Origin of the sequence: Sphingobacterium sp. HJSM2_6 (genome assembly GCF_049316305.1) — a bacterium.
Taxonomy (GTDB): Bacteria; Bacteroidota; Bacteroidia; order Sphingobacteriales; family Sphingobacteriaceae; genus Sphingobacterium.
In genome coordinates this window covers 367,581-392,545 of the sequence record NZ_JBMOXB010000001.1, presented here as the reverse complement: position 1 = coordinate 392,545, position 24,965 = coordinate 367,581, and the positions used below count along the sequence as shown (strand labels likewise).

Here is a 24,965-nt window from a genome sequence, read left to right as displayed (position 1 = left end):
TTAAAATTTAACGTTCAAACCAATAGTAAATGTGCGTGGAATAGGGTAGGAGTTTGCATCATATCCTGGTGACAAGGTACTATCCACATTTTTTGCTTGTCCTTCTGGATTCGCACCTTTGTATTTCGTAACTGTCAGCAAATTCTGTATACTTCCATAAAATCTAAGTCGTTTAAAGACTTCAGATCCACGGAAAATAGTTTGCGGAAGAACATATCCAGCTGTTAAATTGTTAATTCGGAAATAAGAAGCATTCTCTAACCACAATGAATTGACACGATGCACAATTTGAGGACCTGCAGCATGTATTCCATCACCTGGGTTATCATCACCTCTCCATCGATTTGCCCATTCTTTTCCTACATTAAATAAACCTTGCATGTTGTCAATCGTTTGGCGTATTCCATTCACGATATATCCACCTTGTCTACCAGAAGCACTGATGGAAAAGTCAAAGTTTTTATATTTTAAAGTACTGTTGAATCCATAAATAAAGTCTGGATGTGGACTTCCTAATGCGGTATAATCTTGGATCTCTTGAACGATACCATCACCATTTAGATCACGGTATTTTGGATATCCTGCAACTGTTCCTGGATATTTAGCCACATCTGGATTGGTTAGATCTGCCGTTGAATAAACGCCATCTAAAATAAACCCATAAAACATACCAATAGGTTTTCCAACTTCTGATATATTCGTTGCTCTACCATCTACATTTCCAGAAAGGATATAATCTGCATTTTCATTTACAGAAAGAATTTTATTTCTATTGAAGGAAATATTTGCTCCGACAGTCCATGTTAAATCGCCAGCTACTGGGGTTGCATCTACGGCAAATTCTATCCCTTTATTTTCTACATTACCCTTGTTTACCAGTTGATTGGAAAATCCAGAAATGGTCGGAATGTAATCGTTTAATAACATTTTAACGCTACGTTTCCGGTATAAATCTGCTGTAAAGGTGACCCTGTTTCTCCATAAACTTAAATCCAGTCCCATATCGATTTGTTCAGATTCTTCCCATCCTAAAAATGGATTGGATAAGCTAATGGTAGCTGCAGAAGATGTTTTATTATTAAAAACATATTGTGTAGGGTTTACGGAAGCAAGGTGGGTATAATTACCAATGTTGTTATTTCCGTTTTTACCATAACTGGCACGAATTTTTAATTGATCAATGCTTTGTATGTCTTTTAAGAAATCTTCATCCGAAATTTTCCAAGCTACTGCAGCGGAAGGGAATAGGGCAAATCTGTTCTCAGTACCAAATCTTGAAGAACCATCGCTTCTTAACGTTGCAGTAAATAAGTATTTCTTGTTGAACGTATAGTTTGCACGGCTTAAATACGAGATCATGCTCCATTCGCTGACTCCTTCATTCCAAGATGTTACGCCAGGTGCTGCATTAATCGTTTCAATTAAATCGTTAGGATATGGACCTGCATTTAGGTTTAGTGACCTAGCAGTGCTTTTTTGCAAGGTATAACCCGCCATGGCAGAAATTTCGTGATTTCCAAACACCTTATTGTAGTTTAGCGTGTTTTCTACCAACCAGTTAAAACCATTGTTTCTTGTTCTTCCAGCCATACCTGAGGCATCGCGAGGTGCAGCATTGGCCGAACCAACAGTACTTGGAATATAAGAATTAAAATTGCCGGTATTATATACGGTACTTAAGGCCGTTTTGAATCGTAAATCGTCAGTTATTTTCCATTGAAAGGAAATGTTTCCAAGATTTCTTAATTCAGTATATTTCCTGCTCGTATTTTCCAACATATATAAAGGATTTGGAAATCCCCATGGTGAAGATGCATAGGACGAAGTCGGCATACTGAAATATGGAATTAAGTTCCCTTGCTCATCGTATGGATCTACAATGGGTGCTGCCCATAAGGCAATACTTAATGGATCTGCACGGTCCACTCCACTTTCTACACGGTCCTGCATGATGTAAGAAGGTCTTAAAGATGCCGCAATTTGAATTTTGTCCTTGAAATCAAAAACATAATTGAAGTTGGCAGAAACACGTTCTAATCCTGAATTGTAAATGGCTCCTTCTTGATTAAAATAACCTAAGCCCAAAAAGAACTTCGAATTATCTACAGACTTCTGAATGTCTGCAGTATAGTTTTGTACAATAGCATCACGCAAAATCAAATCATACCAATTTGTTCCTTCGCCAATGCTTTCTACATTACGATAAGCCTCTGGAAAATCAGTTTCTTCAGGATTTCTATTAAATCGGTTTCTAAAAGTCGTCGTGATACGATCCCGTTGGAAAATGGTGAATTCTTGTGCATTCATCATTTCTGGTCTTCCTGCTTGAGGAATTTGATTTAAACCAACATAACTAGAAACATTCAATTCATTTTTCTCTTTTCCCGCATTTTTTGTGGTAATGATAATAACCCCATTGGCACCTCTAGAACCATAGATGGCAGTAGAAGAGGCATCTTTCAACACGGAAATATTCGCAATATCCGAAGGATTTATAAAGTTTAAGGGGTTGTTGTCTTGGCTTGATTCTGAAGCATAAGGCATCCCATCAATAACATATAATGGATCATTTCCTGCTCCCAAAGAGCCGTTACCACGAATTTTAATGGATGTTCCTGCTCCTGGCGCGCCCGATGTTTGGCTGACTTGCATACCTGCAACTCGTCCTACCAATTGTTGATCAATGGATGCCGTTGGTTGATCTTTCAATTTCTCGGCATCTATATCCGTAACAGATCCTGTCAGGTCACTTCTTTTGATGGTACCATAACCGATTACGACAATCTCACTTAACGCATCGGATGATTCTACCATGTTGATACGTAAAGGGCTATTTTTACCTGCAAAAATTTCTATTCCGGTTTTTTGCTGCGTTTCATAAGCTAAATAAGTCACTTTTACCGTGTACTTTCCAGGAGATAACGAAATAGCAACTTCTCCTTTGGAATCTGTTGTATAGCTTTTTCCCGTTTCCGTGACTTCTATCGTAGCTCCGACTAATGGATTGCCCAATTGGTCCACAATTTTACTTTGTAAAATTCCTGGAGTCTGTAAGGATTGGTAAGTAACAACGATGTTATTTCCAACCACTTTAAATTTTGAGGGTGTTGTTTTTTCTAAATGATCCAGCATTTCGGATAGATTACTGGTTTTAGAAATTGTTAAGCGTTGATCTAACGTTAGTTTTTGATCGCTGTACACAAAGCGAAAACGTACTTGGTTCTCGATTTCTTTGAGAACTTGTTTTAATGTTTGTTGCTTCATGTCTACGGAAACCTGATCCTCTAATACCTGCGCATTACTAGGATTCCCGTATAAAATCGACATACTCAAACTGATTATTATTGCAATCAGTGTACTATATCTAAAAGTCATAATAAGATACTTGAGAAAGATTTGTATAGTTCTTTTCATTATTTTTGTAAATCAATTAATCGGTTTTTATAACTTGTTAATTTGATGATTGATGTTTTTCGTTTACCAGACTCTTGACATCAATAATCCTAACTGGTTTTCAGCACTTTGCTGAAAACCTTTTTTCGTAATTATATACGAAGGTTATTTTTTCACTATTTTATCATATCGGTATGCTTAATCAATTATTATTTTTTTCTGTTCTATTCGATACTTGAAGGAATTTGAAAGTGCCAATATTTCCAACAGCTTTTTTAATGGTAGATTATTGAACTCTCCAGAATATCGTTTGTCTTTGCTTTCATCCGTTTTAAAAGAAAATTCAACGTTGTACCATCGTTCTAAAACAAGCGCTATTTCCGCAAGTTTTTGATTTTCAAAGCTGATGATTTGTTCTTTCCAGTTCATCAATACGATTGCATTTTCCAAACTATCTATTTGAATATTATGATTGGAAAATTCATAAATCATTCGTTTTTTTTGGGTTAAAACACCTAAAATCTCTTCTTTTTGCAAGTTCATGTCCATTTTTCCAACCTCTACTTTTCCCGTATTAACCGTCACTGCCAGGTTCAAGTCGTTAGGATATGATTTAACATTAAAGGAAGTCCCTAATACCTCGATGTAGCTGTCTTTAATATGGATACGAAAAGGTTTAGAAGTATCTTTTTTGACTTCAAAAAAGGCCTCACCCTTCAAGTTTACTTCCCGTAGTTTTTGATTAAAATCGCTTGAATAGCTGATCGTTGTACCACTATTTAAAAAAACAATGGTGCTATCGGGCAATGCGATCTTCTTCTTTTCGCCATAGGGAATCGAAATGGTTTGGGTAATTAAGGATTGCTCCTCTGTAGTCTTTGCATTATTTAGATGAGGGATACCCCATTTGATGAAACTAAAAATTAATAATAGGCTGGAAGCAATATATAGCATAGGTTGCAGGTGTCGAACTCTTCTTTTGGGTTCGATTCGTTCGAGTACCTGTTGTATTCTAAGGTTGTCTGATTCTACATCTGATAGGTTATTTGCCTGATTTTCCTCCCATACCTCTTGAAATATGGACTCAAATTCAGTATCATGTGCTCCACTTGCTAATCCTTCTTCAAGTTCCTCTGATTCAGATTTAGTCAGCTTTTGATGCACATGTTGCTGTAGCAGGTATTTTATCCTATTTATTTTCATCTATAGGTATGACAAAGCTAAATGCCTGTCCTTCCTACTCCACAGTAAAAAAAATATTTTTTATAAAATAAAGGTCAGAAAAAACAGGTGGAATAAATGGTAGCTTATGAATTTACGAATGAAAAGATAGGATTTGCTGAGTTGATTCTTTACCGTATGGGAAGAAATTTGTAATACTTGTGCAATTTCCTCATTGCTCAATCCATCATTTAACTTTAATAGGAAGATTTCTTTTCGTTTGGGAGGCAGGGTATCATATAAGGAATTTAAGACAGTCTGATAATCCTTAAGAACAATTACATCTTCTCCTTGCACACAGCTTGGTGATAAATCAGCATAGCTAGTCTCTCGTTGTTTTCTTGCGAGCTGTTGTTTTAAGTAATTTAACGAATTGTTCTTTGATAAAGTGTATAACCAAGCTGAAATTGATTTGATGGTGGATGCTTGTTGTCTAATTTCCCAAAGTTTAATAAATATATCTTGACTTAGCTCTGCACTGATGTCTTTAGATTTAGTAAATTTTAGAATAGATTGATACACTTGATTTTCGTAACGACGCATAATCTCCTTTAGTGCTTCGGGTTGTTCTTGTTCCAAAAGCAATAATAATTCTGTATCTGTGAAAGTATAGATATTAAAATTATTCATGTAGATAGATGATGTAGTCTCAAAATTAACAAAGCAATATTAACTCAATATTAACTAAATAAAACCAATACTGATTATATCGTTTTCTTCCTTAAAACTTGTTTTTAATTAGAGTGATTCTTATCACCCATTAGGTTTATCTGTTTTTAATTCAAATTGATTTTTGAAATTAATATTTATTTCTTTAATAAAAACATAATTTATACGACTTTTTTTATGTTAATATAATGGTATTCGTAATTTTTAGGGCTTATGTTTTTGGTAAACAGTTCATTATATTTAATCTGTTGGCCGAATTAAATGCAAAAAAAAAGTCCTGTATGTACAGGACTTTTTTTTATATATCGTATATCTATGGATTTACGTGTTCCGTTTCCGAAGTTTTTGCTTGAGGTCTTTGGTATTTATGAATGATTAATCGAATACCTGAGTTTTTTGTTAAGAATTTAATTGACCAATTGACAAAGGTGACTAGACGATTTCGGAAGCCAAATATGGAAACCAAGTGTACAAACATCCAAGTAGTCCAAGCGATAAAACCTTTCAAATGTAATTTGCCCATATCTACTACAGCTCTGTTTCTACCTACTGTAGCCATGGAGCCTTTATCAAAATAAGTAAAATCCTTACTTTCCACATTATTTAAAACATTCATAATGTGTTGAGCAACGAATTTTCCTTGTTGTTGTGCTACTGGAGCGACTCCCGGAAGTCCTCGTGGATTATCTTCAGAAATCATTGCCGACACGTCTCCTATGGCATAAACATCTTGAATTCCTTCTACACGACATTGCTGATCAATACGAATTCTATTTCCGCGTTCTATCGTTGCAGGATCAATTCCTTCTGGCATTTGCCCCATTACCCCAGCTCCCCATATTACGGTTTTCGTAGGTATTTGTTCGCCTGAGGAAAGGGTTACGGTATTTCCATCATAGCCCGTAACTACAGTGTTTAATATAATTTTAACGCCTAATTCTTGCAAATAGCGTTCTGCATCGCGGGATGATTTATCGGATAAGGCACCTAATATTTTACCAGTTCCTTCGACCAAAAAAACTTTCATCTCATGACTAGAAAGCTCTGGGTAATCTTTTTTCAACATGTGCTTTTGAATTTCTGCAATCGCACCGGATAATTCTACGCCAGTCGGACCTCCTCCAACAACCACGAAATTTAAATAACGTTCTCGGTCTGAGATATTTTTGCGAAGTACCGCTTCTTCTAAATTTTGTAATAAGTAACTCCGAATATTTAATGCTTCAATGATGTTTTTCATCGGTAAAGCATATTTTTCAACTTCTTTGTTTCCAAAGAAGTTGCTTGTCGCTCCTGTAGCGATAACTAAATAGTCATAATCATAATCGGCAACCGAAGTATGTACAATTTTTTGATCTGTATCTATTTTTAATACTTCTGCAAGACGAAAGCGGAAATTTTGTTGATTTTTAAACATCTTACGAAGAGGAAAGGAGATCGAATCTGATGCTAATGTTCCAGTAGCAACTTGATACATCAAAGGTTGAAATGTATGATAGTTGTTTCTGTCGATCAATAATACTTCCAACTCTTTATTTTTCAATTGGCGAGCAACTTCCACTCCACCAAACCCAGCTCCAATTACGATGACTCTTGGAAAGTTTCTTTCAGAACGATTTAGTAACATAATACTTTCTCTTTATAAGAATTTTAATATAAGGTACAAATATCTGACATTTTGAGATATTTTTAATCAATTAATTGCATTAATTTTAGCAAATCTGATTTTATAATCTACTGTGCATGCCTATCTGTTTTGTTTTCAATGGATTAACGCTTGCTAACTAAGTGTTATAAGTACACTATATTTGCTTAAGTTAAATTCCCAAGGATTCGAATGTGTAATCCCTCTTGGTTTTGATTTAATCGCAACTGACAGGCAAGCCGACTATGTTCAGTAGCATCTGGTAAGGTGTCGAGCATATCTAATTCTTGATCGGATGCCGCTGCTAATGTTTCTAAGCCTTCGATAACTGCTACATGACAAGTGGCGCATAGGGCCATACCGCCACAGGTGGCTAAAATATCGTATTCCGATGCTTTTAGAATTTCCATGAGGCTTAGATTAATGTCGGTAGGTACTTCTACTTCTTGAATTTGTCCGTCCCGGTCTTCTACCAGGATTTTAATGTTTTCATCCATATTAAAAGGCGTTTACTCCGTTTACAGTGGTGTATTTAAAGCTTAATTTCTGTTCAGGATACACATATTTGAAGGCACTTTGAACCATTAATGCAGCCTCATGATAACCACATAAAATTAATTTTAATTTGCCAGGATACGTGTTGATGTCTCCAATGGCATAAATTCGCTCGATCGTAGTCGAATAGTCTTGGGTATTGACTTCAATGGCATTTTTATCAATGCTCAGATTCCAATCTGCAATCGGGCCTAGTTTCGGACTTAATCCGTATAAAGGAATAAAATGATCACTTTTGACCAACAGCTCTTTTTTCTCCTTGTCCTGCAAGATGATCTCTTGCAAGCTGCCATTCCCTTGTAAACTTTTTAATTGATGCCCAAGTAATAAGTTAATTTTTCCTTGTTGTGCTAAATGATAAATTTTCTCAGCAGTGTCTGGTGCTCCTCGAAAACTTTCGTTCCGATGTACTAAAGTGACTTTACTTGCAATTTCACTCAGATAGAGTGTCCAATCTAAGGCGGAATCTCCACCGCCTGCGATTACGATCTGTTGATCTCGAAATTGTTCTGGATTCTTAACCATATAATGCACGTTTTTGCCCTCAAATTGAAGTAAATTTTCTATTTCTGGTTTTCTAGGCTCAAAGCATCCTAAACCTCCTGCTATAACGACTACTTGACAATGTATTTGGGTACCTTCGGCGCTGATGACTATATAGGAACCATCTTCTTGCTTGTGCAATTGATCCACACGCTCTCCTAATGTAAAACTTGGATGGAAGGGTTCAATTTGTTTAAGTTGATTGTCTATAAGTTCTTGTGCGGTGATTGTAGGGTATCCTGGAATATCGTAAATGGGTTTATGGGGATATATTTCTGATAATTGTCCACCTATTTGCGGGAGTGCATCAATTAAATGACATCTCATTTTTAATAATCCAGCTTCAAAAACTGCAAATAAACCTACAGGTCCCGCACCTATAATACATATATCGGTTTCTATCATCTTATTTTGCGTTTAAATTGTCATATATTCTATTTAATATCCGTTGAAATTCATGGAAATCCTTCTCCGTCAAATTTTCCCAGGCTTTCATTCGAAACGTGGATACAATGGGGGCAAGGCTACAAACTTGTTCTTTTCCTAAATCTGTCAATTGTATATGTAAACTTCTTCTATCGGTTGGGTGTATTACACGAACGACATAGGATTTCTTAATTAATAAGTCAACAATACGGGTAAGTGTAGGTTGGTCTTTTTCAACTAATTCGGCAAGTTCTTTAGGCGTAACTGCGCCTTGTTCATTGATCGTTTTCAGAATTGACCATTGATCAACGGTGAGATCAATCCCGTGTGCAGCAAAGGAGGTCTGTGCAAATGCTTTTACCCTTCTCGCAGTGCGATCCAAGATTTGTGAATAGTGATTGTATTTTTCTATTAGCATAACAATTATTCGTATGACAAGTAAATTTATAAAAAGTTTAGTCATCTTTCCAAATTATTAAATTAAGATTGTTCACAGGTTGAACAAGTGCACATGGGATAAGCCTGCTTGTTTTCATTTTATTCGTAATGCTTGGCCAATCACCGTCTTGAAATAAGCAATTTACTGTTTCCGTTTTTATAAGAATAGCTCATTTCTTGTTTGGATCTTCTTCGGATCTTGCTCGGATATGCAATGGTTTTCACTTGTATTAATGCGTATAAGATCCAAAGGGGTATCGAATGAATAGCTAGTGAATGGGAATTTGACGCGAACTAGACTAGCTGAATGTATATTGGCTAAGCAAAAAAATGGACATGCCCTAAGAAATTCTGCTTATTATGGATACCTGTGCTGTGTGGTAGGGACATTGATTTTTGCTATTTTGTCTCCTTCCTTTGGTAAATGAATGTTGGAGAAAAAAATCATAGGTTATTAACTGGATTGATTTTCATGCTGCAATTTCCTAAAGTATCAATATTCACTTTAAGTTTACTACCTTTGTTGTACTATGCAAGAATTACCATTAAATATACCAGAAGGCTCTAGGAAAGAGGTGATGACATATTTAGAACCTTTCATGCTGAATGAGATGTCTGAATATTTAAAACCTGTGGATGAAATGTGGCAACCTGCTGATTTTCTTCCAGATTCTTCTAGAGATACTTTCTTTGAAGAGGTAAGAGATCTTCAGGAAAGTGCAAAGGAACTTCCTTATGATTTAGTTGCCGTATTAATTGGTGATACCGTTACGGAGGAAGCATTGCCAACTTATGAGTCTTGGTTGACGATGGTTGATGATGTGGATAAAAATGAACAAGGGGGCTGGATGAGATGGGTTCGTGCATGGACGGCAGAAGAGAATCGTCATGGTGATCTTTTGAACAAATACTTATACCTTTCAGGTCGCATCGACATGCGTCAATTTGAAATTTCCGTACAGTACTTGATTAAAGATGGATTCGATATCGGTACAGGGGCAGATCCTTATCGAAATTTTATCTATACCTCCTTTCAAGAGTTAGCTACCAATGTTTCTCATCGTCGCGTTGCTGGATTGTCTAAAAATAGCGGGGATAAACTCCTGGCGAAAATGTGTGGCGTGATTGCTTCGGATGAAGCTAGGCATGCAAAAGCGTACATGTCGTTTATATCTCAAGCGATGAAAGTAGATGCTAGTGAAGTGATGATTGCTTTTGAAGACATGATGAAAAAGAAAATTGTGATGCCTGCGCATTTCCTTCGGGAATCTGGAGAACCGCAAAGTGGGGCCTTTTCGCATTTTTCGGATGCGGCACAGCGTCTTGGTGTTTACACGGCAGTGGATTATGTCGACATCTTGAAAGAACTGTTGGCCGATTGGAAAATAGATAAAGTGACTGATTTAAATGAAAAGGGTGAAAAAGCAAGAGATTACCTCATGAGACTTCCAGATCGTCTGTTAAGATTGGCGGACCGGATGAGCATCCCTGAAAAACAATACAATTTTAAGTGGATCTATGGTTAAGGGTTTAACCAAAAAATATAATTAAAGGAGCGTAATAGCTCCTTTTTTTTGCTACCAACGCGATGTATTACGGGATTAGCTTGATAAGCTTAGCAGATAATTGGCTCCCGTTTCTTTAAGCTTAGTATATTCGATTATCGCATCGTCGTTTCTCCCTCTGCAGCACTGCGTGTTTAATCAGCGTTTGTTTAGCTCAATTTGTAGTTGTAAACCATGCTAAATGGCCTATTCCATGGATGAATATAAAAGATAAAAACACAAGGTATGCCAGCTAGTCTAACGGCTATGATAAACCCGTGTTTATATGTTGTTGATTATGAGTTTTAAACTTCATTTAGTTCGTAATTCTTATCCTTATTTTGTGACAAATCTTTAATGGGATCATTTCTTGTTAATGCCTCTAAGTCCACAACTTGGAAAAAGTGCAGTCTATAGTAAGCCAAAAGTCTGTAATGCTTCAAGGGTTTGTGTTTATTAATTAAATTGTTTTAGCAATTAATTAAAATTGTAATTTGATTCATGTAAAATATTTTTAACATTAGAAATTTATACTGAAAATGCTGAATAAAATCCTATAATATGTTGTAGTTTGATATAGTTTTAATTATTTTGAAAATATTTACGTTATATGTTTTTATTTTTAAAAAAATAATTAATATATTGGTTGTTATAAACCTTTAAAATTCATTCTTATTTTACGAATTGTGTTTGATTAAAAGCCATGAGGTAAGATCAAAATGTTTTTTTTAAAAATCTAAGGTGTAGAAAATACACTTGATTATAAACTACTATTTTAAATATTATTAAATTGAATTAAACATGAACCAGTTAAAGTTTAAGTGTCGAAAAAAACCTACCTAACAAGTTTTTTATTAGATCATAATTACACTAAGCATAGCATTCTTCTAAGCCAATATTAGTGTGTTTGTAATATTTTGTTAAGATTAATAAAATTAACTGATGCTATTTGTCGGTTAGGCCTTGTATTGTTTAAAATCAAAAAAATGATGAAAAAAACACGATTTGAAAGCAGTTTTAAGCTGCATGAATTCACTAAATATCTATGGATAGGTATCGTTCTACTGATGACTGCTTTAGGAAATAAAGGAGTAGCTACAGAAGTATCGGTGGAGGTTAATACCACATATTTTGGGCAAAGTCAACAGGTAATTAAAGGGAAGGTGCTGGAGAAAGGTAGCCAGAAAGGAATTGATGGCGCTACGGTAAAGGTGCAGGGCAAAAATTCCAGTACATTGACAAATAAAGATGGAGGCTTCGAGATAGCTGCAATGGAAGGTGATTTGTTAGAAATCACATTTATTGGGTTTGTAAAGCAACAATACCAAGTTAAAGGAGTACATCAGCCCATTGTCATTTATTTAGAAGATGAAAGTAAAGATTTAGAAACGGTGGTAGTAACGGGCTATAATGTACAGCGGAAAAAAGATTTAACCGGTGCGGTAGCAGTGGTGAATGTGAAAGAGTTAAAATCTCAACCCGCTGCTAGTGCAGTGGAAGCACTGCAAGGTAAAGCTTCAGGGGTGCAGATCGTGAATGATGGTGCACCTGGTTCTACGCCGCAGATTCGAATCAGGGGATATAGCACCATTAATAACAATGAACCCCTTTATGTCATTGATGGTGTTCCATTTGAAGGAAAACTGAGTTGGTTAAATCAACAAGATATTGAATCAATGCAGGTTTTAAAAGATGCTTCAGCGGCATCTATTTACGGTGCTAGAGCAAATAATGGGGTGGTTATTATCACGACAAAATCTGGTAAGATTGGCAAAACAAGTATCGATGTCGATGTTTATGCAGGTACCGGATCTCCAGTAAAAAGTACATTTCCAAAAATGATGAGTCCTCAAGAAGCTTTGGATATGGAAAACCTGCTTTACAATAAGAATAATGTTTTGACAGAATATTTGCTCGCTGGAAAAAATAAAGGCTCAGCCGTGACAGCGGCAGATGCTGATATGAGTAAATACAATTATAACCTCAGCAATCCGGAGGAGTTTTACCAAATTACGAAAGCAAATGTTGCTGGAACAAACTGGTTTGAAGCATTGACTCAAAACGCTCCTGTACAATCTTATCAATTAAGTGCATCCGGTGGGACTGAATCTGCAAGATATACCTTTTCTGGAGGCTATTTGGATCAAAAAGGAGGGGTCATCCATACGGGTTTTAAGCGCTATAATGCACGGTCAAATACCCAGTTTTCTGCATTTGATAATCGATTAAGGTTTGGTGAGAACCTACAATATAGTTTTACCAAGGGTTTTGGTATGGGAGTTAATCCAAATATTGCTGGGGATTACTTAGGGGAAGGGTCGGTTTTGGGATTTGCTTATCGAATTCAAAATGTAGTTCCGGTATATGATGAAGGCGGTAATTTTGCAGGGACTAATGGGAATGAACTCGGAAATGGACAAAATCCAGTTGCACTATCTTTTCGTGCAAAAGATAATGTGAATAAGTCCAACAATTTCTTTGGCAATGTTTTCGGTGAATTTGATGTCATCGAAGGTTTAACGCTGCGCTCTAGTTTCGGATTGAGGTATGAAAACTATAATGGAATAAGTCTAACCTATCCAAATCCGGAGTTTTCTGAAGGAAACTTTAATAATGGGATGAGTGAATATTTCGGTTATAACGAGGATTGGACTTGGACCAATACGCTGACTTATATTCCGAAAATAAGTGAAGACCACAAACTTACCGTATTACTGGGAACGGAAGCTATAAGTAATAAAAATAGGGATTTGACCGGTAGTAGGAATGGTTATTTTGTTTTAAATAGCTTAGATTATTTTTACTTGGATGCAGGTAGTTCCAATATTGGTAATCGAGGATATGGTACGAATGGAACGATGTTCTCCTTAATGGCTAAGGTAGATTATGTTTTTAAAGACCGTTATATAGTTGGAGGTACAATTCGTAGGGATGGTTCCTCTAATTTTGGAGCGAATAACTTGTATGGGGTATTTCCTGGAATTAGTGCTGCATGGCGGATTTCTGAAGAAAACTTCTTGAAGGATAATAATCTAATCGAAGATTTGAAGTTGAGAGTTGGTTATGGAGTGACGGGTAATCAACGTATCAGTCCTTACGAGTATTTGTCGAGGTATTCGGTTTCGCTGACCGAGTCATCGTATCCGATAGATGGCGATATAAAAACGGGTATTTGGAAAAGTAACTATCCAAATAATAACATAAAATGGGAACAAGTGGAGTCGCTTAATGCTGGAGTAGATTTTACTTTGCTTCAAGGCTTATTGGATGGCTCATTGGAATGGTTTAATAAATCTACTACGGATATGCTATTTCGTGTACCCCTACCAGCTACTTCAGTAGGACGTGCAACAGCGCCTTATCAAAATATTGGAGAAATGCGAAATCGTGGGGTGGAATTTTCCTTGGGATATCATTATGGTCGTCAAGGAGATAAACCTTTTAAATTTGATTTAACAGGCGCTATATCAACGTATAGGAATAAAATAATTGCTTTATCACCAGGGATAAAGCAAATTAATTATGGAAATTTTCGATCTATGGAAACTTCCTTATTAAAAGCGGGTGAAGAATTTGGTGCCTTCTATGGATATCAAGTGGAAGGGGTGATAAAAAATGAGGCAGACCTGCAAAATTTCCCTAATTATGAGGGTGCTCGTCTTGGAGGACTAAGGTATGCAGATTTAAATAATGATCTTAAAATTGATCCTTCTGACCGGACGATTATTGGAAGTCCGCACCCTGATTTTGTGTATTCTCTAAACTTCAATGCCAATTATAAAAATTTTGATCTTTCCCTTTTCTTTTATGGATCTCAGGGGAATGACATATTTGAAGCTACGCGATATTATACTGATTTTGGCGTGTTTAAAGGTTCTAAAAGCGCTCGATTATTTGATGCTTGGTCTCCGAATAATGTCAATAGCGATATTCCTACGATAGTGCCAGATGGGAAATTAAATGAATTAGAAGTTGCCTCTTCTTCTTTTTACATACAAGATGGTAGTTTTTTGAAATTAAAAAACCTGCAGCTTGGATACCATGTAAATACCCAAAAGCTTTTTAAAAATAAAGGAAACTTTAATAAAATGCGAATATATGCTGGGGTGACTAACTTATTAACTTTTACCAAATATCAAGGATTGGATCCCGAGATTTCAGCGACTCCTTCGGATTATTCTGCTTTGGGGGTTGACTTTGGGATTTATCCGCAATCCCGTCAATTTTTATTGGGAATTAGTTTAGGTTTTTAATGAATATTTATAGTTAATATATCAAGGTTATGAAACATTATAGTATATATATAAAGTTGTTAATTTCTATGTTTTTCATCGTAGGATGTAGCAAAGAGTTTTTGCAAAAATTGCCGCAAGGGCAGCTAAGTGATAATCAATTAGAAAATAAAGAAGGTATTGAAGGGGCATTATTAGGTGCATACAGTATTATGAATGGTAATGTAAGTGGCACATGGGGAAATTACGCGTCGGCACCGAGTCAATGGCTATTTGGAGAGGTCGCCTCTGATAATGCACATAAGGGGTCTGAGGGGCCAGATCAACCTGCAATGATGAATATAGAGACCTATTTGACGACCAGCGTAAACGATAATTTATCCAGCATGTGGCAAGTGTATTTTGAGGGTGTGTTAAGATGTAATAATACCATACGAATGGTTAATAATGATCAATCGGGAAAGAAAACATTATCGCAAGCTAGAGCGAAGCAAATCTTAGGCGAGGTGCGATTGTTAAGAGCGCATTATTATTTCTTTTTATGGAGGATATTTAGAAAGTTGCCTATTTTAAATGAAAATACGACGGAAGAAGAGGCGAAAACCATTAGTAATGATCAAGATATACTTCCGCAAATTGAAGCTGATATGAAATTTGCTATGGAGAATCTGACAAAAGAAAAATACAATAATGAAGCTGGTCGATTTCATGTGGATGCGGCTAAAGCGTATTTAGGTAAATTTTATTTATACCAAAAGAAATATGCTCAAGCTCTTTTGTTATTTCAGGAGGTTATGGCTGGGAAAAATATTGTGGATATGCCATATTGGAATAATTTTGATGTCACAAAAGAGAATGGTGCTGAGGTGTTAGTGGTAGCTAAACATGGAATCAATAAGGATGGGAGTGGTGATAATGGCAATGTAGGGGATATGTTAGCTGGGATACATAATACTTCGGCTGTTGGTTGTTACGGGTTCTATCAGCCCACCTTTGATTTAGTCAATGCGTACAAAGTTGATGGGGCTGGATTGCCCTATTTGGATGGATCTTATCGAAATGACCCTTATAAATCGGATTTTAATGCTCCTTCTTATGTATTGGATGTTTCTATTTCTTTTGATCCTAGATTGGATTATAATGTGGGTAGGAAAGGTGTTGAATACTTAGATTATGGGATTATGCCAGGGAATTCATGGATTAGACAAGCAAGTTTTGGAGGTCCATTTGTTGGAATAAAAACAATGATTCCACGCTCATTATTTGCTTCTGAATCTGTTCCTGGGGCTGCGCAGATTACTGGTCTGGATGTAAATATTATTCGGTTAGCAGATGTGTATTTAATGGCTGCAGAATGTGAGGTGGAGTTAGGAAATTTGGATAATGCATTGAAACTGGTGAATGATGTTCGATTGAGGGCTTCCAAGTTGCCTGCGAAAAAAACTGCCAATGGAAGCCCTGCTGCTAATTATTTAGTTAGTCCTTATCCTCATTTTTCTAATGCGGATTATGCACGTCAGGCAGTAAGATTCGAAAGAAGACTGGAACTGGCTATGGAAGGTCATCGTTTTTTTGACTTAGTGCGTTGGGGTATTGCTAAACAGGTTATTGAGAGCTATTCGGCATTTGAAGGGGGGATTATTGATTCTTATAAAAACTTGAAATTCAATGGGAATAATGAATATTGGCCTATTCCACAAGTGGAATTAGACCGAAATCCTAATCTGAAACCCAATTAATAAGATTTGATATTACAGACCTTTCTTGCTGTGTTATGTCATTTCAAGAAAGGTCTTTTTACATTTTAATAATTCTAACTGCTTTATGTATGTAAGTAGGTTCTTGCAAGTAATATCGCTATTCTTGGAATATTACTTTTAAATAACGCGAAGGATAGCGATATGTTTTTATTATATATTAACTTTGTAGAACTTTTACAAATTAAGATTAGCATTGGATAACATCGACATACAAGCAATACGTGCTGCATTTCCAATATTGAAACGTGAGGTGAATGGAAAACCTTTAGTTTATCTGGATAATGGAGCCACCACACAAAAACCTCAAGCTGTCATAGACGCTATCATACATTATTACAGTGATATGAATAGTAATGTTCATCGCGGTGTGCATTACTTAAGTCAAATATCTACAGACGCTTTTGAGGTAACTCGTAGAAAGGTTCAAGAATTTATTCATGCGCAGCATGATCATGAAGTAATTATTACCAAAGGGACAACTGAAAGCATCAATATCGTTGCTCAGTGCTATGGTAAGGCGTTTATTCATGCGGGGGATGAAATCATCATATCCGCTATGGAACACCATTCAAATATTGTTCCTTGGCAAATGCTTTGTGAAGATAAGGGTGCTTTTTTGAAAGTTATCCCTATGAATGAAGCTGGCGAATTGGATATGGAGGTGTATCGCACTTTGCTGAATGATAAAACGAAATTGGTGGCTGTCAATTATGTGTCTAATGCATTGGGAACTATCAATCCCATTAAGGAAATTATTGACTTAGCTCATGCCTCGCATGCAGTAGTGTTAATCGATGCGGCACAGGCCATACAACATATTCCAATGGATGTTCAAGCATTGGATGTTGATTTCTTAGTTTTCTCTGGACACAAAATGTATGGTCCTACAGGGGTAGGTGTATTGTATGGAAAAGAAGCATTATTAAATCAAATGCCCCCGTATCAAGGTGGAGGAGATATGATTAAGGAAGTGACTTTTGAAAAAACGACCTACAATGAATTGCCATTTAAGTTTGAAGCTGGTACCCCAAATATTGAAGCTGGTATTACATTAGATGCTGCTATTGACTTTATCCAAGGGATTGGCTTAGAACATATCAAGAAGTATGAAGATGAGCTATTGGCTTATGCTACGGAACAATTATTAACTATTGATGGGCTTAGAATTATTGGAACTGCCAAGGAAAAATCATCTGTAGTATCATTCGTGATCGATGGAACTCATCCGTATGATGTTGGCGTGATTCTGGATAAATTGGGTATTGCTGTTCGTACAGGTCATCACTGTGCACAACCTGTTATGGATCAATTTGGTATTCCTGGTACCATTCGCGCAAGTTTTGCCTTATACAATACCAAAGAAGAAATTGATGCCTTAGTGGCAGGTGTAAAAAGGGCAGTTAATATGCTCATATAATAGACTATGAATACGATAAACGAAATACAAGACGAATTAATTGAGGATTTTGCATTTTTTACCGATTGGATGGAAAAGTATGAATACATCATACAATTGGGTAAAGAGCTGCCTTTAATTGATGAAGCGAATAAACAAGATCAATACATTATTAAAGGCTGTCAATCTAAAGTTTGGTTATTTCCAGAATTGAAGGATGGTAAGTTGTTTTTTACGGCGGATAGTGATGCGGTGATTACGAAAGGATTGGTGAGTTTGATGGTCAAAGTCTTATCTGGTCATAGCCCTAAAGAAATCGTAGATAATGATTTGTATTTTATTGAAGAAATAGGGTTAAAAGAACATTTGTCGCCTACCAGGGCGAATGGCCTATTGGCTATGGTCAAACAAATGAAATTGTATGCTATAGCTTTACAAACCAAGGTATAGAGCATAACGCTGCCCATTATCAGGCAGCGTTATTTTTTTAATTCCAATCGATTCGATCCTGACGGATTCTCTTTTAAATACTGTTTATATTGTTTTGAAATATAGGATCGAATGTCATAATCAGACATTTTCTGAATTTCTTCTGCACTAGGCGCATACATATTTTGAAAGAGTTGTGCTTGTTCTGCTTTTAATCCTGTAATCTCTTCTATTAATGTTACATTATAGAAGATGCTAACCCATTCCATGTCTTGTTGTCTTTTGTTAATTTCCTGTTCTTTACTGGGTGCTTTTTCTTTTTTAAATCCCAAGAGTTTTGGTAGTGCCAATACGTTTATGGTGAATAAGGTAGCTGTACTTCCATTCGCAAGAAATTTGGATCGATTCGCATCTGAAAAACTAGCTCGTTCTTTTATTAATCCGTTTAGGTTCATTTTTCTATCTTTCGGAATATGCACGGTTAACCGTTGAAGTGAATCTGCTTTTTTAGTGTTTTTCTCAATAACGATGGCTTCTATGGCAATGGCTTTTTCTTCTAAATCGACCATGAGCATTAACTTGTGATTTGCTGAATCTACGGGTATTACCTTCGTATGGTAACCTGCTAAGGAGATGCGTATCGTGTCTATTGGGCTTTGAATCGGAATGTTAAATACTCCTTGGCTGTTGCTGTAAGTCATATGATTTAGACTTTCCACCTTGGCATTTACGATTAATTTACCCGTCCTTATATCTCTAATCTTTCCAAGTATGCTTTGTGCATTGGTCGCAAGTGAATAAAAAATAAATATTAACAATAGGTAAAGCCTCATGAATAGTTTCTAAAAGAACCTAAACATATTAAATAATTTAAATCGTTTTATACTAATTAACGTTAATTAACAGGATTTATATCAAGGTTTTGTGCTGAATGTCTTATACTTTAAGGAATGCGGAGTCTATCTTTTTTCCAAAAAATATTTCAGCTTTAAGGTTGAAATCCAATGGATCATCGGTAGTGTAGAATTTCAGTTGTTTGTTTTTGCTGCATAGTTCTTCTACTTCTGGATGTCTTTGTAAGTAATCAAGCAGGCTATCAGCAACTAATTTACCTTGAGAAATGATATTGATATGTTTGGGGGTATGCTTTTCAATTAGCGGTATTAAAAGGGGATAATGGGTACAAGCCAATAAAATGGTGTCAATGTTTGGTGATAAACTTAATATTTCTTGAATATCTTGTTGAACAAAGAAATCGGCTCCTTCGCTATTCAATTCATTATTCTCCACCAGGGGTACCCAAAAAGGACAGGCATGTTGGTATACTTCTATTTGCGGATGAAACTTGTTGATTTCCAATACGTATGATTGCGAATTCACAGTTCCTGGGGTAGCCAAGATACCTACTTTGTTGGATTTGGTGAATTGATTCACTACTTCAGAGGTCGGTCGTATCACGCCCAAAACCTTCTTTCCTTCCGGTAAATCTTGTTGTTGTATGGTTCTCAAGGCTTTAGCAGATGCGGTATTGCAGGCCAAAATAACTAAGTTGCAACCTAAATCAAATAATTTAAAGACACATTGTTTAGTGAACTCATATACGGTTTCAAAAGATCTAGTTCCATAGGGTACCCGCGCATTATCACCCAAATAGATGTAATCATATGCTGGTAATTGATTAATTATTTCTTTAAATACAGTCAATCCTCCGTATCCTGAATCAAATATTCCTATGGGTCCTATTTCTTGATTACGCATGTTATTCAACAGTTAAAATCGCTTGAATGTACAAAGATGAGTTTTATTCTTTTGAATTGCTAATCGTTTTTAATTTGTTGTGCTGACCTAAATAACGTGGCACTTGAGATTTATTTAAGAAATTTATTAATAAATATGTAAATTATATTGAAGTATTAGTAAAATACATTTAACTTTGATTTATCCTAAAGAAGGAGTTTATTTCATCCTAACAAATTCTTTGATTTATATGTACAACCATTATTTAACGAGCCAAGTACCATGAAATTTATTTGCTATATCGGAATTCTATTATGCTTAACAGGCTTGTTATCTTCCTGTGTGGAGGATAATGCATTCGATGAGGATGAAATCCAAAACAATGTTCCCAAAATAAAAGCTATTACTGATAAATATGAAGTAGGATTATTTGATATGAGTTTATTGGAATTGTCTTCTGAAAAGTTTCCAAAGAATTCAGCTATGAATAGTTTTATGTATTCCGAGTTATTGGATTCAGTAGTTTGGGTTATTCCAGGTGAATTTGTTCAAAAAAGCACTCAATCCAATTTCTTAGCTAAAAAGGGTCAAGTCTTTATTCAACCGGCTACCTATTCTTTTTATATCGCTGGTTTTAAAAATGGTAAAAAAGTTGATCAAGATTCTTTAGAAATTCAAGTTGTAAACAAACATGACTTTTTAGGAGTTAATTGGACTGCTGTTAAAGATAGCTCTTATATCACTTACGATAATAATATTTTAGATTTTAGTTTAAATCTTAAAACCTATCAAACGGAAAACGGTCCTTTAGCGACTTTGGTTTATCAGTTTTCCTCAGAACCTATTCAAGAAAATCGAGGTAATCGTGCGGAACGTTCAAAGCTATTTTTAAAGGAATATATCAGTAGTTTGTATGGGCTTGCAAAAGCAGAGGCTAAAAACACTAATGCTATTGATGAAGCATTGATTAAAAGATTTAAAGCTAACTTTAATTATAAGTTGTCTACAGGGGTGCAACCTCTTGCTGTATGGGAGACACAAAAATCAACTATTGCACTCTTAGAACACCGAAATCCGGATAATAGCGATGATCATTATTATTGGATTGTCGCCGAACCTAGAAAATAAAAAAAGACTCTTTTAATTTTATACGTTTGTAAAAAAAAGCCTAGCGCATAAGTAAATCAACTTATTGCAACTAGGCTTTTTCTATGGCTTTTATTGATCGTTTATTTCAATAAGTGTGGTTTCTCTTTATACAGTTTCCACATTAACTCACCAAATAAAGTATTTGTCCATGCAAACCATTTACGTGTGAACTTTTTAGGATCATCTTTATGGAATGACTCATGCATAAATCCAGTGTCACCATGGGTTCTCTTTAAGGTTTGAACGCATTCACGAATCTCGGCATCGTTTTTAGACGTAAATGCACGCATGATAATAGACATTGGCCAAATCATATCGCGACCTATATGCGGACCACCAATTCCTTCTGCAAATTTTCCTTTAAAGAAGAACGGGTTCTTATCCGAAAGTATGTATGCTCTAGTCCGTTGGTATATTTCATCATCAGCCTTGATCGCTCCCAAATAAGGCAATGCTAATAGACTTGGTACATTGGCATCATCCATCATCAAATAACTTCCAAAACCATCCACTTCAAAAGCATAAACACGACCATGAGTAGGATGGTCAATAATACCGTATTTATTGATAGCAGCTTCCACTTCCGTTGCTAAAGCTTCCATTTTAGACGCCAGTGCTGTATTGTTTTTTACTGTTTTTAAAATTTCTGCTGATTGTCTTAAACTAGTTACGGCAAATAAATTTGAAGGTATTAAAAAAGGAAAAATACTACAGTCATCAGAAGGTCTGAAACTAGACACTATTAGACCCACTGGATTCACGGGATAACCATAGCCATCCACCTGTAAGGTATCGGAGCCTCTAGCAGTCGTTCTTTCAAAACGGTAAGGTCCTAAAGAGTCTTTACGTTGTTGTTCAATAAATGTTTGCAATGTGCGTTCTTGCGCTTTCACCCATACATCATCAAATGGCGTAGTATCTTTCGTTTCTTTCCAGTAATGATACGCTAAGCGAATAGGGTAGCATAACGAGTCGATTTCCCATTTTCTTTCATGAATACCTGGAGTCATGGTTGTATGATCGGTAAACCATTCTCCTTTTTTAGTTGGGTCATTGTAAAACGCATTCGCGTATGGGTCAATATTTATACATTCGGATTGTTTATTGATTAATCCCAAGATTAAGTTTTTCAATTTAATATCCCTATTCATAAATTGCAAGTAAGGCCAAACTTGGGCACTACTATCTCTTAACCACATAGCGTCGATGTCTCCTGTGATGACGTAGGTTAATTTGCGATCTCCTTTGCTTTCATCAAATACTGTTGTATCTAATGTATTAGGCAAACAATTATTAAATAGCCAACCTAGTTCTTTGTCAGAAACATTTTTTTGAAATTCTTTAATCATATCCTCTACCAATTTACTGGTAAAGTGTCTGTCTTTTTCTACAGTTCGGACAACAGGGAAATCTGCTGTGCTGTTAGCAAGAGAAAACTTACTTGCTAACATTCCTGCACCTAATAGGGCAGAGTTTTGTATAAAAGTTCTTCTTTTCATTTTGCGTTTATAAAGGTTTTGTGTTTATTTTAAAAGCAAGATACAAAATGATATTGATTTTTAGTACAGAGAATTAACGTTTTAGCTACTTTTTAACTTGTTATTAGGTGCCTATGCCGAACATGTACTGTATTTAAATATCTTAATCGTATTTTTAGGAATAAAATTTGTTAGTATAGCGAAAACATCTCGAATCCGTATTTTATGAATCAATTGATAGCTTATTCTCTTTCCTGTGTCCTTTTCTTATTAGTAATAGGGAAACTTGAGGCACAAGTGAAAAACCAACCATACTCTTACCAACATTATCAAAAATATGATGAGGAACTGTATTCACCAGTAACCCGCTACCATACCTCTTCCAAACCGGTATTATTTAAAGGTCGATTGTTAGAGAAAATGGATTCTATTCAATCTTTAAACCCTACGACTTCTGACAATTGGATTATGCGTAAGCTTTTCAATGAGCATTTGATAGAGGTAGAAAAGGATGATCATACCTTCTATTTAGACGTATTGCCAGATTTTGTGATAGGTAAAGAAATGATGCATGAAGACAAAAGAAGCATTTGGACCAATACAAGGGGAGTACAAGCAGGAGTGACTATTCAAGATAAGTTTACGTTTTACGGAAATTTCTTTGAAAATCAAGCCGTATTTCCACACTATGTAGATGAGTATATCCAACAAAGCATGGTTGTACCAGGGCAGGCTTCCTCTAAAAAACATATGGCTAAAACTAAAGATTGGATGTATGCAACTGCCAATTTAACCTATGATTTTAGCGACTACTTTCAAATGACCTTAGGGTATGACAAAAACTTTATAGGTGATGGATACCGTTCTGTATTGTTATCAGATTTTTCATCGAACTATGCACATTTAAAATTAACAGGTAAAATAGGAAATGTACAGTACACCTCCATTTGGGCTTATATGAATGATCCTAGAAACCCAAGAGTTGACTCGTTAAATACCCTTAATCGTTACGGTGATGGAATAAAATGGGGCGCATTTCAATACTTAGATTATAATGTGACCAATCGTTTTTCCATAGGATTCTTTCAATCGGTGATATGGGCGAATAAAACAGAGGCTGGCCATCGGGGATTTGATTTCAATTATTTAAATCCAGTATTGTTTTTGCGACCCGTTGAAAACTCCAATCGCTCCTCTCCAGACAAAATGTTCTTAGGTTTGAATGCCAAATATAAGGTGTTGAATAATGCCACCATTTATGGTCAGTTTTTGTTAGGAGAATTTACAGCAAAAGAATTCTTTGCAAACAATGGATACCAGCATAACAAATGGGGTGCACAACTTGGTGTGAAAGCATTTAATCTATTTGCCGTGCAAAATTTAAATGGTTTATTCGAATACAATCTCGTACGTCCATACACTTATCAGCACTTTACATCCATTTCCAATTACAGTAATCGTGGAGAACCTTTAGCACATCCACGTGGCGCCAATTTTAGAGAAATAATAGGAATGTTAAACTATTCTTACAATCGATTTGATTTCTCTTTGCAAGGGATGTACAGCTTGTATGGTACAGATCCAACCAATAGTTTAGGAGGAAGAATAAATATGGGAGGTGATATTTTCCACAGTTATAATACCGCACCAAATCGCTATGGCAATAAAATAGGTCAGGGAATTGAAAACAACCTGTATTACGCTGATTTGAAGGCGGCTTATGTCTTAAATCCAAAATACAACCTACGTTTTGAAGTAGGCTATACCCAACGCTATCAACAGATTGAAGGTGCTGCCACTCAAAAGTCAGGAGTTTTTAATATAGGTTTGCGCTCGAGTTTCCGTAATTTCTATGGAGATATGTAGGATAATAGTATCTTTAAGATCTATTTTAATGTTATGAAACAAATATTAATCCTAAATGGACCTAACTTAAATTTGTTAGGTGTACGTGAACAAGGTATTTATGGCAATCAATCCTTTGAAAGTTATTTCCAAGAATTAAAATCAAGGTATGATAGCCTTGATTTAACCTATTTTCAAAGTAATTCTGAGGGCCAAATTATCGATAAAATACATGAAGTAGGATTTAGTTACGATGGAATAATTTTAAATGCAGGAGCCTATACCCACACGTCTATCGCCATAGCCGATGCCATCGCTGGGATCAATACAGCTGTGATCGAGGTGCATATTTCAAATGTGCATAATCGGGAGTCTTTTAGACAACATTCCTACTTATCCAAAAACTGTAAAGGAATCATTGTAGGCTTTGGATTGGATGGATATCGTTTAGCCATAGAAAGCTTTTTGAAATAGAAAATGAACCCTATAAATAAAAAAGAACAGG

Annotated in this window: 18 protein-coding genes; 8 read left to right on the top strand and 10 right to left on the bottom strand. The window is 35.8% G+C overall.

Going from position 1 to position 24,965, the window contains the following annotated elements; all coding sequences use genetic code 11:
* The 7 genes from ACFRAE_RS01635 to ACFRAE_RS01605 form a co-directional block, all read right to left on the bottom strand.
* The gene (locus ACFRAE_RS01635; protein ID WP_422795369.1) at positions 1-3,327 is read right to left on the bottom strand and encodes a SusC/RagA family TonB-linked outer membrane protein; all 3,327 of its coding nucleotides are present in this window, start codon (positions 3,325-3,327) and stop codon (positions 1-3) included.
* A gap of 264 nt (positions 3,328-3,591) precedes the next feature.
* Positions 3,592-4,596, bottom strand: a complete 1,005-nt coding sequence (locus ACFRAE_RS01630; RefSeq protein WP_422795368.1) for a FecR family protein — start codon at positions 4,594-4,596, stop codon at positions 3,592-3,594.
* A gap of 60 nt (positions 4,597-4,656) precedes the next feature.
* Positions 4,657-5,244 (bottom strand): RNA polymerase sigma factor, encoded by a 588-nt coding sequence (locus ACFRAE_RS01625; RefSeq protein WP_422795367.1) that lies wholly within the window; start codon positions 5,242-5,244, stop codon positions 4,657-4,659.
* Positions 5,245-5,596: 352 nt separating this feature from the next.
* A complete protein-coding gene (locus ACFRAE_RS01620) occupies positions 5,597-6,910 on the bottom strand; it encodes an NAD(P)/FAD-dependent oxidoreductase (protein ID WP_422795366.1) in 1,314 nt (437 codons plus the stop codon).
* A gap of 185 nt (positions 6,911-7,095) precedes the next feature.
* The gene (locus ACFRAE_RS01615) at positions 7,096-7,425 is read right to left on the bottom strand and encodes a 2Fe-2S iron-sulfur cluster-binding protein (RefSeq protein ID WP_422795365.1); all 330 of its coding nucleotides are present in this window, start codon (positions 7,423-7,425) and stop codon (positions 7,096-7,098) included.
* Between the two features lies 1 nt (position 7,426).
* Positions 7,427-8,431 (bottom strand): NAD(P)/FAD-dependent oxidoreductase, encoded by a 1,005-nt coding sequence (locus ACFRAE_RS01610; RefSeq protein ID WP_422795364.1) that lies wholly within the window; start codon positions 8,429-8,431, stop codon positions 7,427-7,429.
* Position 8,432: 1 nt separating this feature from the next.
* Positions 8,433-8,870 carry a MarR family winged helix-turn-helix transcriptional regulator gene (locus ACFRAE_RS01605; RefSeq protein WP_422795363.1) on the bottom strand — a complete coding sequence of 146 codons (438 nt, stop codon included), beginning with the start codon at positions 8,868-8,870 and terminating at the stop codon, positions 8,433-8,435.
* Between the two features lie 550 nt (positions 8,871-9,420).
* Here ACFRAE_RS01605 and ACFRAE_RS01600 point away from each other — a divergent pair.
* The 5 genes from ACFRAE_RS01600 (at position 9,421) to ACFRAE_RS01580 (ending at position 18,272) form a co-directional block, all read left to right on the top strand.
* Entirely contained in the window at positions 9,421-10,416 is a 996-nt protein-coding gene (locus tag ACFRAE_RS01600) for an acyl-ACP desaturase (RefSeq protein ID WP_422795362.1), read from the top strand.
* Positions 10,417-11,420: 1,004 nt separating this feature from the next.
* Positions 11,421-14,687 carry a SusC/RagA family TonB-linked outer membrane protein gene (locus ACFRAE_RS01595; RefSeq protein ID WP_422795361.1) on the top strand — a complete coding sequence of 1,089 codons (3,267 nt, stop codon included), beginning with the start codon at positions 11,421-11,423 and terminating at the stop codon, positions 14,685-14,687.
* A 68-nt stretch (positions 14,688-14,755) separates the two neighbouring features.
* A complete protein-coding gene (locus ACFRAE_RS01590) occupies positions 14,756-16,405 on the top strand; it encodes a RagB/SusD family nutrient uptake outer membrane protein (protein WP_422795360.1) in 1,650 nt (549 codons plus the stop codon).
* 214 nt (positions 16,406-16,619) lie between these two features.
* On the top strand, positions 16,620-17,843 hold the full coding sequence (locus ACFRAE_RS01585; protein WP_422795359.1) for a SufS family cysteine desulfurase: 1,224 nt from the start codon (positions 16,620-16,622) through the stop codon (positions 17,841-17,843).
* Positions 17,844-17,849: 6 nt separating this feature from the next.
* The gene (locus tag ACFRAE_RS01580) at positions 17,850-18,272 is read left to right on the top strand and encodes a SufE family protein (RefSeq protein WP_422795358.1); all 423 of its coding nucleotides are present in this window, start codon (positions 17,850-17,852) and stop codon (positions 18,270-18,272) included.
* 29 nt (positions 18,273-18,301) lie between these two features.
* On the opposite strand, the gene ACFRAE_RS01575 is transcribed toward ACFRAE_RS01580, so the two are convergent.
* Entirely contained in the window at positions 18,302-19,084 is a 783-nt protein-coding gene (locus tag ACFRAE_RS01575; RefSeq protein ID WP_422795357.1) for a carboxypeptidase-like regulatory domain-containing protein, read from the bottom strand.
* 103 nt (positions 19,085-19,187) lie between these two features.
* Positions 19,188-20,009 carry a glutamate racemase gene (gene murI / locus ACFRAE_RS01570; RefSeq protein WP_422795356.1) on the bottom strand — a complete coding sequence of 274 codons (822 nt, stop codon included), beginning with the start codon at positions 20,007-20,009 and terminating at the stop codon, positions 19,188-19,190.
* A gap of 261 nt (positions 20,010-20,270) precedes the next feature.
* Between murI and ACFRAE_RS01565 the strand changes: the two genes are divergently transcribed.
* Positions 20,271-21,116 (top strand): hypothetical protein, encoded by an 846-nt coding sequence (locus ACFRAE_RS01565; protein ID WP_422795355.1) that lies wholly within the window; start codon positions 20,271-20,273, stop codon positions 21,114-21,116.
* Between the two features lie 101 nt (positions 21,117-21,217).
* On the opposite strand, the gene ACFRAE_RS01560 is transcribed toward ACFRAE_RS01565, so the two are convergent.
* Positions 21,218-22,636: a glycoside hydrolase family 125 protein gene (locus ACFRAE_RS01560; RefSeq protein ID WP_422795354.1), complete on the bottom strand. Its 1,419-nt coding sequence runs from the start codon at positions 22,634-22,636 to the stop codon at positions 21,218-21,220.
* A gap of 204 nt (positions 22,637-22,840) precedes the next feature.
* Here ACFRAE_RS01560 and ACFRAE_RS01555 point away from each other — a divergent pair, with 204 nt between their 5' ends.
* Together ACFRAE_RS01555 and aroQ are read left to right on the top strand one after the other, a co-directional pair.
* A complete protein-coding gene (locus tag ACFRAE_RS01555) occupies positions 22,841-24,481 on the top strand; it encodes a gliding motility protein RemB (protein ID WP_422795353.1) in 1,641 nt (546 codons plus the stop codon).
* Positions 24,482-24,514: 33 nt separating this feature from the next.
* The gene (gene aroQ, locus ACFRAE_RS01550; RefSeq protein WP_422795352.1) at positions 24,515-24,934 is read left to right on the top strand and encodes a type II 3-dehydroquinate dehydratase; all 420 of its coding nucleotides are present in this window, start codon (positions 24,515-24,517) and stop codon (positions 24,932-24,934) included.
* Positions 24,935-24,965 lie beyond the last annotated feature (31 nt).